General features: G+C 56.6%; 17 protein-coding genes. 10 read left to right on the forward strand and 7 right to left on the reverse strand.

The annotated features are described in order from the left end of the window. Positions 1-20: 20 nt before the first annotated feature. The 3 genes from SynBMKMC1_RS11170 to SynBMKMC1_RS11180 are packed head-to-tail and all read left to right on the forward strand — an operon-like array spanning position 21 to position 2,316. A complete protein-coding gene (locus tag SynBMKMC1_RS11170) occupies positions 21-707 on the forward strand; it encodes a DNA polymerase (protein ID WP_186471790.1) in 687 nt (228 codons plus the stop codon). A gap of 19 nt (positions 708-726) precedes the next feature. After that, positions 727-1,476, forward strand: a complete 750-nt coding sequence (locus SynBMKMC1_RS11175) for an SHOCT domain-containing protein (RefSeq protein WP_186471791.1) — start codon at positions 727-729, stop codon at positions 1,474-1,476. A gap of 60 nt (positions 1,477-1,536) precedes the next feature. Then, entirely contained in the window at positions 1,537-2,316 is a 780-nt protein-coding gene (locus tag SynBMKMC1_RS11180; protein WP_186471792.1) for a hypothetical protein, read from the forward strand. 213 nt (positions 2,317-2,529) lie between these two features. Here SynBMKMC1_RS11180 and SynBMKMC1_RS11185 read toward each other — a convergent pair whose 3' ends face one another. Further along, on the reverse strand, positions 2,530-3,534 hold the full coding sequence (locus tag SynBMKMC1_RS11185; RefSeq protein WP_186471793.1) for an IS5 family transposase: 1,005 nt from the start codon (positions 3,532-3,534) through the stop codon (positions 2,530-2,532). On the opposite strand from SynBMKMC1_RS11185, the gene SynBMKMC1_RS11190 reads away from it, so the two are divergent. The 6 genes from SynBMKMC1_RS11190 (at position 3,524) to SynBMKMC1_RS11215 (ending at position 7,957) form a co-directional block, all read left to right on the forward strand. Next, a complete protein-coding gene (locus SynBMKMC1_RS11190) occupies positions 3,524-4,114 on the forward strand; it encodes a hypothetical protein (RefSeq protein ID WP_186471794.1) in 591 nt (196 codons plus the stop codon). The genes SynBMKMC1_RS11185 and SynBMKMC1_RS11190 overlap by 11 nt on opposite strands. Positions 4,115-4,491: 377 nt before the next feature. Next, positions 4,492-4,752 (forward strand): hypothetical protein, encoded by a 261-nt coding sequence (locus SynBMKMC1_RS11195; protein WP_186471795.1) that lies wholly within the window; start codon positions 4,492-4,494, stop codon positions 4,750-4,752. 271 nt (positions 4,753-5,023) lie between these two features. Next, the gene (locus SynBMKMC1_RS11200) at positions 5,024-5,413 is read left to right on the forward strand and encodes a hypothetical protein (protein ID WP_186471796.1); all 390 of its coding nucleotides are present in this window, start codon (positions 5,024-5,026) and stop codon (positions 5,411-5,413) included. Between the two features lie 31 nt (positions 5,414-5,444). Beyond that, complete coding sequence (locus SynBMKMC1_RS11205; RefSeq protein WP_186471797.1) at positions 5,445-5,822, forward strand: hypothetical protein; 378 nt, start codon at positions 5,445-5,447, stop codon at positions 5,820-5,822. Between the two features lie 29 nt (positions 5,823-5,851). Next, positions 5,852-6,547: a hypothetical protein gene (locus SynBMKMC1_RS11210; RefSeq protein WP_186471798.1), complete on the forward strand. Its 696-nt coding sequence runs from the start codon at positions 5,852-5,854 to the stop codon at positions 6,545-6,547. A gap of 696 nt (positions 6,548-7,243) precedes the next feature. Next, on the forward strand, positions 7,244-7,957 hold the full coding sequence (locus SynBMKMC1_RS11215; RefSeq protein ID WP_186471799.1) for a hypothetical protein: 714 nt from the start codon (positions 7,244-7,246) through the stop codon (positions 7,955-7,957). A 773-nt stretch (positions 7,958-8,730) separates the two neighbouring features. Here the strand turns inward: SynBMKMC1_RS11215 and SynBMKMC1_RS11220 are convergent. The 5 genes from SynBMKMC1_RS11220 to SynBMKMC1_RS11240 all read right to left on the reverse strand — a co-directional run bounded on the left by SynBMKMC1_RS11220 (position 8,731) and on the right by SynBMKMC1_RS11240 (position 12,044). Next, entirely contained in the window at positions 8,731-9,189 is a 459-nt protein-coding gene (locus SynBMKMC1_RS11220) for a PIN domain-containing protein (protein WP_186471800.1), read from the reverse strand. Then, positions 9,162-9,422, reverse strand: a complete 261-nt coding sequence (locus SynBMKMC1_RS11225; protein WP_186471801.1) for a prevent-host-death protein — start codon at positions 9,420-9,422, stop codon at positions 9,162-9,164. The genes SynBMKMC1_RS11220 and SynBMKMC1_RS11225 overlap by 28 nt, the downstream gene beginning before the upstream one ends. Positions 9,423-9,531: 109 nt before the next feature. After that, complete coding sequence (locus SynBMKMC1_RS11230) at positions 9,532-10,095, reverse strand: hypothetical protein (protein ID WP_186471802.1); 564 nt, start codon at positions 10,093-10,095, stop codon at positions 9,532-9,534. Positions 10,096-10,122: 27 nt separating this feature from the next. Further along, positions 10,123-10,614, reverse strand: a complete 492-nt coding sequence (locus tag SynBMKMC1_RS11235) for a hypothetical protein (protein ID WP_186471803.1) — start codon at positions 10,612-10,614, stop codon at positions 10,123-10,125. After that, a complete protein-coding gene (locus SynBMKMC1_RS11240) occupies positions 10,611-12,044 on the reverse strand; it encodes a DUF4055 domain-containing protein (RefSeq protein WP_255486186.1) in 1,434 nt (477 codons plus the stop codon). The genes SynBMKMC1_RS11235 and SynBMKMC1_RS11240 overlap by 4 nt, the downstream gene beginning before the upstream one ends. A gap of 103 nt (positions 12,045-12,147) precedes the next feature. Here SynBMKMC1_RS11240 and SynBMKMC1_RS11245 point away from each other — a divergent pair, with 103 nt between their 5' ends. Next, positions 12,148-12,435: a hypothetical protein gene (locus tag SynBMKMC1_RS11245; RefSeq protein WP_186471804.1), complete on the forward strand. Its 288-nt coding sequence runs from the start codon at positions 12,148-12,150 to the stop codon at positions 12,433-12,435. Here the strand turns inward: SynBMKMC1_RS11245 and SynBMKMC1_RS11250 are convergent. Then, positions 12,417-12,956, reverse strand: coding sequence for a sigma-70 family RNA polymerase sigma factor (locus SynBMKMC1_RS11250; RefSeq protein WP_186471805.1), 540 nt, complete (start codon positions 12,954-12,956; stop codon positions 12,417-12,419). The two genes, SynBMKMC1_RS11245 and SynBMKMC1_RS11250, sit on opposite strands and share 19 nt — an antisense overlap. Positions 12,957-12,961 lie beyond the last annotated feature (5 nt).

Consider the following 12,961-nt stretch of genomic DNA (forward strand, 5'->3'; position numbering starts at 1 on the left):
TCTGGTGGAGGGGAAATCCGATGCACACCCCTGGCCGGATCCAAGCTCCTGGTGGTGGGCCAGGTCCGCTACCAGAAAGGCTTCCCCGATTCCCATCCCGTTCTGGTGGTCGTGGACTAAGACAAGCTCATGATCCTCGGAACGGAAGGAGAGGGGAACATCAATACGGGGGAGGCCCGAAACGGCTCCGGGAGCAGCTATCCCAGGCCTTTGGCCGGGAGGTCCCGATGGAAAAGACCCGGGAGGTGTGCTCCGGCTGGGATCGGGCCTATCCGGCCATCGCAAAGGTCCGGGATGGATTCCGCCAGAGCGAACCCTGGGAGGTGGCCAGCCCCTTGGGCCGCCGGATGGCAGGCCACCGACTGACAAAGGGGGAGCCTGGGGTGGCGTTCTCTGGAGCAGCTCCCGCCCGGCTGAGGTCCACCGCTGCTCTGGCCTTCCCGATCCAGGCCGCTGGAGCGGAGCTGCTGAAGGAGACCCTGGCCCTGCTGATGCCCCGCCTCTGGTCAGAGCTGCCTGGGGTCCGCCTCTGCCATGTGGTCCACGATGAGATCCTCCTGGAAGCTCCCGAGGCCATAGCCCAGGCCGCGGCGGACCTGCTGCTGGAGGTGATGCAGGACCCCGGGCTCCAGACCCGCTACCTCCGGGATGTCCTCCCTCTGGTCGCTGAGGTCCACCTGGGGACCAGCTGGGCCGAGACCCACTGAGCTCCCCAGACTGGTCTGGGTGGATTTCTATAACTGCCCTGAAATTACAATTATGAGGCTTGGTTCTATTCGTGAGGCCTCCGTGAGGAAAATACCTTTCCTGATTCTTTCCACCTGCACTTTTCTGCTGCTTGTTAACCCTCCGGTAACCGCAAAAGACATCAGCATAAAAGAGCTGAATCACGCGAATATTGGCGTCCCTTTTAACAAGATATTTCCCGCAAAAGAGCCCCCCAATGAGTACGTCTATTACGACACCGATTACCGGAAGCAGGGCTGTGCCATTACGTGTGATCAGACAGATGGCTTGCTGGTAAAATGGACATCATTCTTTCTTCAGATTCAGCCGTACGAACGATATTGTCCTTTTATCTGGTACAGAAACAGATACCCTTCTCCTCCCGAATCAATCACAGTAACCATAGGCGATACGAGTCACAAGGTCAACATTTCTGATCGCGAAAATAACGTCTACTATCTTCCTCTGGCGGTTCGAAGCTCTATTCCATTGGCGAGTGGTTTGCAGATAAGTATCCCCGGAGTTGGCCTTTCAGAATACAAGCCGAATCCCTCCGCCTTAGAAGACATTAAAAAAGTTGTCAATCCCGTGGAGGAGCTCCCTGATCAACAAAACCCTAGTGAAAAAAGCCTTGAGGAACGCCTTTCCGAGGCGAGCACCTTGTTTGAGTCCGGGTTGATTTCCGAAAAAGAGTACGAGTCAATGCGAAAGGCTATCCTCGGCATCCCGGGCCAAAAGCCCGGCAATTAATTTAGATATCTGCTTTTTCGGCGGATGATTTCCTCTTTTCGGAGGCCGGTGGCGGAGCGGATGCTCTCCATCCAGGTCCGGGATGTCCGGCCCCTGGTGGAGGTGAACCAGCAGACCGTCCGCCTCCCCCAGATGGGAGATCCCCTCTCCCTCCTTTGGCGGTGGCGGAGCGGGGGATGCCTGGGCCCTGAAGCGGCCGCGGCCATGAACGCCAGACAGAGACAGCCCAGGGAGGAGAGGCCAGCAGCAGAGCCTCAGCTGGACCGTGGAGCCACCGGAGGCTGGCATCTGGATCTGGTCTGCCCGGTCTGCTCCAAACCCTGCCGGAAGCTGTTTGCCCCCAGCTGGAGCGAAAGGATCCTCCCGGATGCTCGGCTCTGGGCCTGCCGCCGCTGTCACCGGGTGACCTACGAGAGCAGCAACAGGCCGGGGAGCAGCAATGGCCACAGACCCCCCAGCTACCGATACCGGAAGCACGAGGAGGCCGCCCTGAAGATCCGAAGGGATTTCATGGGGGTGGCCCCGGAGGAGCTTCACATCCTGAACCTGTTTCTGGCCTGGAAGGCCCCCGACTCCACCCTCCACTGGGAGAGATGGGAGGCCCTCCGTCAGCTGTGCCTGGCCCACGAGACCCTCAGCATGGCCGCCTGGTCTGAAGCGATCCACCGCCTGACTCTCCAGGTGGGGGTGGATGACCCGGCTCCAGATCACCGGCTGGAGGTCACCAGAGCCCAGGAGCTGCTGAAGGAGAACGCCTGGGCCACCAGACAGAGCAGCTGGCACCGGGGAGGGAAGCCGCGGTTGGGGTCAACACAACAAAACGAAGTGTCTCAGACGTAAAATCGATTATTAGAAGCCTGAATACTTATGCCCTTTTGCACTAGGGAATCTCTGGGCAATACCGGCTTGAGCGATTTGGAGACGGCAAAGCCGGACTGATCTGGTTTTTGTGTTCCATTGAGACCGGAATCAGGCCCAGAGCTGGTGATTAAGGGCTTTTGCCATCCCTTGTTGGTCCGCTATTCGAGCCAACAAGGCACACCATGTCTGTGTTCATGCTTCAGCCAGTAGATGACCACGAGCGAGATACAGATTGGTCAGTGCTGTCAGCACATGGATCTTGCAGCGGTTCTTGGCCAGGCCACGCAGCCGGGTCTTTTGGAAGCCGAACTGCTGCTTGATCACCCGAAACGGATGCTCCACCTTGGAGCGCACGTGAGCTTTGGCAGTCTCGATCAGATCTTGCAGCTTCCCTTCTGGTGTATCGGGTAGCGCTCGCCGCTTACCAGGCCGCATCGCCACTCTGAATTCAGCTTTCGTGCCTTCCATCTCCGGCCTTTTGGCGATGCCCTGGTAGCCAGCATCGCCGTAGACGACCTGCTCATCACCATGCAACAGATCGTCAGCTGGCGTGAGGTCGTGCACGTTGGCAGACGTGACGACGACCGAGTGGATCAGGCCTGAATCCTTGTCCACGCCTGCGTGGACCTTCATTCCGTAGGCGCAGCCTTCCGCGAAGCGGTGATACCACTGGTTGCCCTTTTTGGTCTGGTGCATCTCTGGATCGCGCTTCCCCTCTTTGTTCTTGGTTGAACTGGGAGCAGCAATCAAGGTGGCATCCACGATCGTGCCTTGGCGCATTGTCATGCCGCGTGCACTGAGGTGGGCTTTGACGGTCTCAAAGATTTGCTCGCCCAGATCGTGCTTCTCCAGCAGATGCCGGAAGGTCAGGATCGTGGTCTCATCAGGAATCCGATCGCTGATCAGCTCGATGCCGGCAAACCGGCGCATGGTGGGCACCTCGATCAGAGCCTCTTCCATGGCCGGATCGCTCAGTGAGTACCACTGCTGCAGCAGGTGGATGCGCAGCATCGTCGCCAGCGGATAGGGAGGGCGGCCACCTTTCTTGCTCGCCTTGGGGTAGTGCGGCTCAATCAAGGCGATTAACGCTGCCCAGGGAACGACCGCCTCCATCTCAGCGAGGAACTTCTCGCGCTTGGTCTGCTTCTTGGCGGTGGTGAGCTCATAATCCGAGAAGCCGAGCTGCTTGCCGCCCATCACCTCAGTCCTGGCCTTCGATCACGGCTCCATTGTCGCTCGGAAGGCTTGGGTTATCCAGAGTCTCCCTAGAACAGCAAGCCTGGTCTCGGGTATTGCACTATGCGTTTTGCCTCTAGCTCACCAGCAGCCCATTCTCGCCGAGACGTTCGACGCACTCTGTTACGAGGACGAGAAATGCAAAGTCGTCATTTTCGAAACCTCAATCTCAATAGGTCAAAAATCTATTCAGTCAGATAGAATCCTGAAGTGGGCCGAGATAGAAGCAAAATCAAAGAGGAAGCTAGAGCTTTGCTTGCTAAGCCTGACAGCTTGTGCTCTGACCATATTTCACGATTATCGCTACTACGTAGAGTACGCGGATGCCAATGGCCAGACAGCAAGGGAGGATTTTCGATTTATAAATGACAAACCTGCAAAGCAAGTCGCTCGCGCTATGACAGAGCTAACAAATCTTGCGAGTGGTCAAAGCAATGAAGCCACTCAGCAGTGGGCCTCGGCAAGAAGAGAAGAAGTTGAATACCAAAAAAAGATTGAGAGCCTGAATTGCTCAGTCGAAGCGATTGATAAGCCTGAGTAGTTCACCCTGGCTTCCGAAGTGTCAGTTAACAAAGCGGTAATTTACCTATCCATAATCCGCGGGACAGGCCTTACCTCAGTGAAACTTCAATTCACGCCTTAGAGAGGACTATCCGAATCCAGTGTGTTCCGAGGAAGCTCAGAAGACTCTCGGAGCACCCCCCCACCCTCAGGAGTTCTTCATCGATCGCCGCGTGGATCTCATCAATAGTTCGGAACCCTGCCCGATAAAGCCGCTCGGCACTCGGCAACCTTCACAGGGCAGCTACCATTGATGAAGGCCGCCTGAACGGCAGCCCAGCAGTGACACCTTTCCTGAAAGTCACCGACCTCCAACTTTAAATCAAATTCATCCAAACCTTTATCTGAAAACTAACTATGACTATGCCTACTTGGGAATACAAACAAATACGCTTTGACTTTAAAGGCAGGGGTATCACACAAGAAATGAACCTCGTTGATATAGATGGTGAGCGTATCCGTGGCTGGGGGAGTGGCGGTGAGGTTCCAACACTTCCCGAGATGCTTACGGCACTAGGCAAAGATGGCTGGGAAATGGTTAGCCATATGGTTAATCAAGATGGGCAGGCTAATGGTGTGACTTTTCACTACCTTTACTTCAAGCGTCCAGTCGTATGAGTGAGTTTGAAAAGTTAATGAAGAGTGGTGGTAGCAAACGCTCCACTATTCAGCAACGACACCAAGAGCGAAAGGACGCACGCAACGGATTGTTGTGGCTGTTAGGCGTCTCATTCTTCTTCTCCATCGTTCCTCCTCACTTCGGGCTCATCATCTTTATCCCTACTCTTATCGGTGTATTTATTTACCAAGGGCGAGAGTGGATGGGCTAATATTCTTCTATTCAAATCAACCTCTACTAAACTTTTATCTTCCATCTCATACTAGTCCAGTGAAATCACTACTCACTGCATTAATTGTCTCGACAATGACAGTGCCTGCAATTGCTGGTGCTGCTCATGACACCTGTATAAAAGCTGCTGACTATGAAGGATGCATGCGGGTTCAACAGAATGGTGGTGTTGCATCATCATCTAATGATTCACTATCCAATCTTCGTGCTGCGATGAAACAAGTAGCTGCACGTCTGACAGCTGGCACAAGCCTTCGAGATTCATCCGAAGTATTCAGACCAGTTACTGATGCACTTGCTCTTGTACCAATTGCTGATCAAGGCAGTAAAGCGTATATAGAAGGACGAGAAGCAGCCACACTTCAGTATGTGGCAAGCTGCATGGCAAGGCAGAATTACTGCTACTTCATACAGCCGCTACGGTCCTGATACTTATCAGTGTGAATACCTCAAACAAACGATGGATTCATTCGATCGTGTTGCTAGAACATCCACTGGATGGAATTACAAGAAAGGAGCATTCGGCTCCAAGTTCTGCACTGTGCGAGCTGGTCAACTTCCTGAGCAATACATGCGATCAGTCGTCATCCGACGATTGGAACAAGCATCAATTGATCCAAAGATCATCGCTGCTCAAGAAGCAGAAGCTGAACGTCAACGTGAGCTTGCTGAATTAACAGCATGGGAACGACACCTCGAAGAGAACCCAGGACTTAAAGCTTGGGCTGAAGCAAACCCTTCTCTTGCTGAACAAAAGCGTAAAGAATGGGCAACAAAGAATCCTTCTGCTGTGAAATCAATGCCCTTCCCAACTAATCCAATTTCCATTAACTACTGATTAAATACAAATCTAACTCTTAGGACAAAATGACAGACAATCTCAAGTCACGCCTTACATCAAAGAAAGTGTTGTTGCCAACAGCAATAGTTGCTGCTTTAGTTGCAGGAACTTTTGTCTTGGGAACTAATCATAACAATGCACAAATCGAAGCCTGTAATACAGGAAACGATGACGAAGCATGTGAGTATGTCCTATCACTTAATCCTAAAGATAGTTACAAAAGCAAACTGGATCCAAAAGTATTAGCCGCACGAGGCGAACGTATCGCAGCTGCTGCTGAAAAAGAACGCGAAGCTGAAGCCAAGGCTGAAGCTGATCGAGTAGCTGCACGTGAAGCTGCAGATAAAGCACTCGCTGAACAAAAGCGACAACGTGAAAAAGCTGCCGCTGAAGCAAGAGCAGCTGAAGCTAAATTCAAGGCTGAAGGCTGGTTTGAACTAGCCACTGGCATCTATGGACGATGGTGCACAGACACTTGTAGCAAAGCTAGTGTTATCGGAAACCAGATTTATTGGCTACTTGAAGTTTGGGCTAAAGATCGTGCAGCCGGAAACATTTATGCCCGCGTAAATATCCTACAAAATGGCACTGTAGTCGGATGGACTAATGACACTGCTTACCTATCAAAAGGGCAACGTGGAGTGATGACATTCGCAAAGTATCTACCTGGATACGGATCTAACTACGGTGCACAAATCACAGAGTTTAATGCTCGTGGATAACAGACCCATGAAACACGGTGAAGATAACTATAAAAAAATATATGCCCTATTTCGTAATAGAAGAAATCAATAACAGCTCAAACAATCGACGGGTGACCGTCCACTCCACACAAGAGGCAGCTCAATTATGGGCTGACTCTCTAGCTTGATTGAGTAAGACCACAGTCTTATCAGAAGCAGAAGCCATCAAGCGTGCTGCTGAAAACTAAATAAATCAATAGCCACCTATCGGTGGCTTTTATTCACGGTGTTCTTTATTGAGTAACCCTCAATGACAGCACTAACAGTCTCCCAACGTATCCTCCACGGCGGACAACTTCTGTTGACACAAGGAATCAACGACTGGATATCAACTGGTCTTGAACCTTGGGCATCCGAACCTAACCCTCATTGCCTTGGCATTCAGTGGAGACAGCATCACATCTCAGTGATTGTTACCTCTCACCTATCAGGTGATCAGGGTGATACGTGCAAAGAAGATCAGTCACTTAATGACCAGGTCTTCAGTAACCCTGGCTGTGGTGACCGCATCCTCACGATGTGGCATCGCAACCACTGCTCCAAGATCTTCTGCATCACTGATGACTTCGGTGGAGAGAATGCCTGCACAACAGTTCTCTTTGCTTCTGAATACTGAACAACACTCCCCCTTATCAGGGGGTTTTTTCATTGGTGTCCTTTGTCTTGGAACTTCCAATGACTGACACTCAATACTCCACTGTCAACGTGGATGAGAAAGGCTTCGACCAACTCGCTCAAGGTCTTACTGGCTTTAGCGATCAGGCAGAAGACTTGCTGCGTAAGCAGATGATGACCACGATTTTTATCAGTGGGACATCAGCCACAAGCCAAGGGCGTTGCTCTTACATGCTTGGTGAGGACGGGAGCCGTATCTGGTTGCCGTCTTCCCTGCGTTGCTGGATCACTGACCTGGCTGTAGTTACACAGACATACGAGAGCTACGACCCTGTCGATAAGTTGCTCGTGTCTGTGACAGCAAGCGATGGCTGTAATTACATCTATCGCTGTGGTCTTAACAGCTGGACAGCAAGCAGCTTCCTGACTTGCCTCAAGGCAATGACAAGAGAGCAACACGCTGAACAGGTGCAGATCACACTGACACCTAAGGGGCGAGCAACTTTCGTGGCTATCAGCTGCGTCGGTGCTGACCTCTCTACGTTTGAGCGCATCGCTATTCCTAAAGCTGACCTCGGTCGCAAGCTTGGGTATGACGAGAGCTTGGATGTAATCACCTACGTCAACAGGCAGGCACAGGAAAACCCTGAGTCTGAAACTGTTGCCGACCAGGTGGATCCAGAAGCTCTGCCCTTTGAGGTTCAGCTTGCCCAGACAGATCGCAGAGCTCCCCGAAGAAGAAGAAGTCTGGAACCCCGGCTACGCCGGGGTTGAGATCCCGAGGGATTTACAATCCCAGAGAAGCGTGCCGAGAAAGACCGCTCTCCTGCTGAACCTGGGCTATCGGATGGCAGTGGAGTGGTGTGGAATCTGTCACCGAAGAAGAAGATCTAAAAGAACAACGGCCTAACGCTCTTGCCAGTCACCGCAAAACTCCTCCGCGGATGTAAGCGGCCAAATACCTTTAACAATCTTTAGAGTATCAAGGACAGGCTCGGGGTTACGAGAATCCCAGTCAGCAGCTAGCGGCTGACGGTACGACTCCAGTAAGCAGTTGACTTTCTCTTCCTGCTTGACCAACTCGGCCTGCCAATGCGAAACGGAAGATTCTCGACAAGTAGCCAAGCTCTCTTTAATGTTCTCAAGACGAGTTTGAGCCACTCTGAGCTGATCGTCACGCGACTTAGTCAGGCTCTCTGCGAGCGCTAAGTAGCTCTTTTCATGCTCCTTCCTAGCCTTGTTACACTCTTCGAGTGCAGCCTCGGTGAAACAATTGACAACTAAATGAGCTTTCGGTGACGCCCTGCGGCATTCTCCTAAGTCTCCTAGATACGCATCCAACCCGGGATATTTATTATCCGTCCGTACCTCCGTGTGACGGAGAAGCCAAAACCGACATGTCTGGCAGTTACCAAGAGTCTTCTCTTTAAAAAGCACGATGCATCCTTAGAGGGTCTGTGCTGGACAAGAAGCAGGGGTGCGTCCGAGCGAGGAGAGGTCTAGAGACATCCACGAACGTCTGCCCTAGGCTAAGGGGACGGAAAGCGTCATTTCCACCTAGCTTCTAAGCATGGCCCGAAGACTGCCACAGAAGTCCACCCCGTGAAGGCGGAGCTGATTGAGGAGACCGGTCTAGACCTGATGGCGCACTCCAGCTGCAATCCCAGAGCCAAGGCCGGCCAGTCATCAGCGTCACGGATCCTGGCCAGCGCCTCCTCACGAGCCGACTCCAGCACGGTGTCCTCAATTATTTGAACCACGCGCATCAAACTGAGCAGTGCCTCGGTGCAGACAGATTCATCGAGGTTCTTGTCCCTGGTGAGATCGGCGATGTAGTGGGCTGCCTCAGCGACATTGGCCTCGGCAACAAAAAAGTCCACCTGATCGGCGTAATCAGCAATCAGTGTCCTCACCCGAACGCCAAGGCAGCCACGAATCAGGATGTTGGCGTCAAGGACCAGGCGTTTGCGCTCCACCGTCAGGGCTGATGCTGTCGCTGCCGCCAAGCTTTGAAGTCGGCGCTGAGTTCCTCTTCTGTGAGCCCATGACGCTCAAGTTCAGCCTGGATGAGACGGCCGGCCTCCAGAAGGCGTTGTCGCTCGTCCTGAGAACCCTCCTGGGGAAAAGGCACGTAAAGGCCAGTGGTGCGGCCGTGGCGCGTCACCTCGATGGGTGTCACTGATTCGAGGTGAGAGGCCAGCTTGGCCCTGAGTTCACGGATGCCAACACGGACGGCCACGAGAGCAACCCCGTAGATGTGTACACATCCTATCTCTGGTCCAGGCTTCGGGGGGCAAGCGAACGGCAGCCCATCGCGGCGCTGCCATCCCCTGTTGCCGAGGCGATGCTCAAGGCAGCCGATTCGGTTTGAGCGTGCCAAAGATCCGCTCACCGATCAGCGGCTGCACCAGCGCACCGATGCCGCCAGATCCGTAGTTGGCGCCGAATTCCAGGCCATGGAAGGCGGTGAATTGCGGGTAGGGGTCCACATCCGCATCGCCAGCAGCATTGAGCAGCGCCAGATCCCCCAGCCAGATCAGCCCCTCGCAGGGCGCCACCACGGTGTAGCCATCTGCGGCCACCCGGCGGCCGTGCTGTTGCCACACCAGATCGCTGCTCAGCCAGATCGCACCCGGGCTGGGCGGCAGGCGGGCGCTGCGGCAGATGAAGCCGTTGCAGGTGAAGTCACCGGTGTCCACTCCAGGGCCGTTCTCTTTGCTTGAGATGTCATTGGCCCGCTCAAGGAAACACTCGAGCACATGACTGGCCACCACCGCGGAGGTGGTGTCACCGGGGGTGGCGTTCTGATGCTGCAGCAGCCGGGCATTGGCAAACCGCTGCAGGGGCGTGGGGCCCCAGAGTGCAGCATTGCGTCTGTGCTGCCCGCTCGAGAAACGGCGCGGGCTCACCATCGCCTGCGGTGGCAAAATCCTCATCATTCAGCCCCGCAACATGGTGGTGGTGCCGTTCGAGCCTGCAGCGGCTGCAGTGAAGGACACCCAGCTGCTCAGGCCCGGCAGCAGCAACAGCAGCTGCTCGCCGTAGCGCCGCCGTTGACTGAGCAGGGCAGCAGCCTCGGAGCGAGGGTTGGCATAAACGGTCTCCTGCTCCTGCCGCAGCAGACTGGTGTCGTAGCTGATCACATCCGCCTTCTGCAGTGGCGCATCGCCGGCGGCGGCCACCGAACCAGCAATCGGCCCCGAGCTGCTCTGCTTCTCGATCGCCTGCTCCTGCTCAGGGCCGCCTGCCAGCAGTTGCTGATCGATCAGGGCCACCGCATCGAGCAACGCCCGTGCGCTGAGCACCCCGGCCGGATGCCGGCGCTCCAGATCCGCCATCGCCCGGCCGATCGCGTCGAGGCAGGGCACGGTGGCGGGCAGGGCCAGGGCCTGACGAATCGCTTCTGGGTCGTTCGGTTGCCAGCTGGTCATGCAGAAGCCGGTGCGATGCCGGCCAGATCCCCCAGCCATTGCCGCAGGGCCACTTCGCTGATGATCCCGCGTTCCTGCAGCTGCAGCATCTCGCTCACCGTCGGTTGCGGTTTGGGTGACGGTGCCAGCGGGCTGATCTCCACCAGCAGCGCCGGCCCCTCCTGCACAGGAAGGGGTTCACCGGTGATTGCGCACCAGTGCTGCAGCAGCGAGGAGAACATCGAGGCCTTCTGAATCGCCTGGCTCTGCAGCAATGCATAGGCCTGAGATGCCGCCATCGAGATCTCCGTTGCCGTGCGTGGCGCCCCCTGCGTCGCCGCTGGGATCAGAGCATCGCGGCGCATCGCCTGATCCAGCAGCTCCAGCCAGGTGCGGTGCTCCGCCAGGGAGCGGGCCTGGATCTCCACGAACTGGAAGCTGGCGCCCTCCGGCAGATCCAGCACCGTGTTGGGCCCGAGCACCACCGGCTCCTGCTGCGAGGCTGCGGTGCTGCTGCCCAGCGGCCCGGCCACCCCGGTGCGCACACCCACCGGCAGAGCTGTTCGGTAAAGCAGCTCCTGGTAATCGCTCTGGCAGCGGAAGTGGTTGAGGTACTGGTGCGCCAGCCCCAGATGGGGCAATTCCCCTTCCCCAAAGGCAGCGCCATGGCTGGCGTACCAGATCGCCGGTAGTTGCTGAATGCCGCTGTAGTGGCGTTGATCAAGCCGCTGCCGGCGCCAGCCGCTTGGGGCTTGCGGATCTGCCACCAGGGCCTCGGTGGTGAGCTCCATACCCGCTCCGCCGGGTCCATCCGCCGTCAGTGAGGCCGTTCGGTAGATCCAGGGGTGGAGCGTCGGCTCCTGCCTGGAAGCGTCCTCCCCACTGGCGGGCAGGCCATCGACCCGCCGCTCACGCCAGCTGATCGCCACCGGCAGGGAGCGCACATCGGGCTTGCGCCAATCGAGCACATCCCGGCGCTCGAGCAGCAGCAGCCGCGGCAACGAGAGCCGATCGCCGTTGCGCAACGCCTGCTGCCGGTCCCCTTCACTGGGCCATTGATGCTGCGGCGGGATCACCCCCACCAGGGCGGCGCCATCGCGCAGCACCAGCAGATCAGCGGCCTCCAGGAACACCCCTAGATCGGTGCCGCGACCATCCACATCGCTGATCACCGCCTGCAGGGAGGCCGGCAGCTCCCGCCAGTGACTGGAGGCCAGCATCCCCGCAAAGGTACGCAGCGCATCGCGGAAGAAACCCGAGGGCAGGGCTGCCTCCACCCGCCGCTGGTAAGCCGCCTCCGGTTCTCGTTCACCCCGAGGCAGGTACTGCTCCCGCCGCCCCGCCAGCAGCTGCCAGCAGTCCTGCACCAGCTCCAGCCGCGGCAGCAGCGCCGCCAGGCTGGGGTGCAGCGGCATCAAGGCAGTGGTGCTGAGATCGGTGCTGTTCGGCATGGGTTGGTCGTTGCCGTGATGGCAACCCGTTGTCGTCATCACGGCAGCTGTTGCCGATGGGGTCCAGCTCAAGTCGCAACCGTGTTCTGCAACACAGCAGCACATGGGACGCAGTCAGACAATTGCCACGTTTTCGGTGGTGGAATTCTTTTCCTGCTGGATCCAGACGAGAGAAACCGTGATGAGAGAAGCCCTGTTCACCGTGCGCCGGACTACTGACGGCGGACTTTGCGCCAAGAACAATGTCCTGCGACTTTCTGTTGCCGCCAGAAGCCGAGAAGAACTCAAGGAAGAAGCGCGAGAGGCATTGATCAGTGCCGTGGGGCCATCGCACGTCGGTTATCGGATCCGTCTGCAATCAGAGAGCCAGCCTCAATCTGTGCCTGCCTGAGGGCCGGCAGGCGGCAGTGCCACCACCCGTACGCTGCAGGCCTGAGTGATCTCACGCCAGCGGTCCGCGCTGATGCCCAGCCGTTCCAGCACCACCTCCAGCGGCTGGCCTTCCCGCAAGAGCTTCTGACCACGGGCATGGAGCTCCCGCCAGCGGCCGGGCACCGAAATCAGAAACCCTTTGTCGCGCAGGTAGTGGGTGATCTCACCGTTCACAAAGGGCCGGGCGTAGGCGATGAAGTGATTGGGGCTACGGCCCGGTCGGTGTCGGCGGTCATAACGGCGTGATGCCTTGATCAGGCCGATCGCCGCCAGCTGCTCGAGATCTTCCCTGGGGTGGCCGGTGCGTCGGGCGTAGTTGGCCGCCACCCTGGCCGCAAACGGCAGGTGCTCCACCACCAGCGCATCAGCCGCGGCATGGGGTGAGCAAGGGCGCGGGCCAGCTCGACGTCTGGGCGTTGCAGGGCGGGCGCTGGCCTGCTGCGGCCTGGGGCGGTGCTGCGGATCCGGTGTGGTGTGCATCAGGT

The organism is Synechococcus sp. BMK-MC-1 (assembly GCF_014279955.1).
GTDB lineage: Bacteria > Cyanobacteriota > Cyanobacteriia > PCC-6307 > Cyanobiaceae > Synechococcus_C.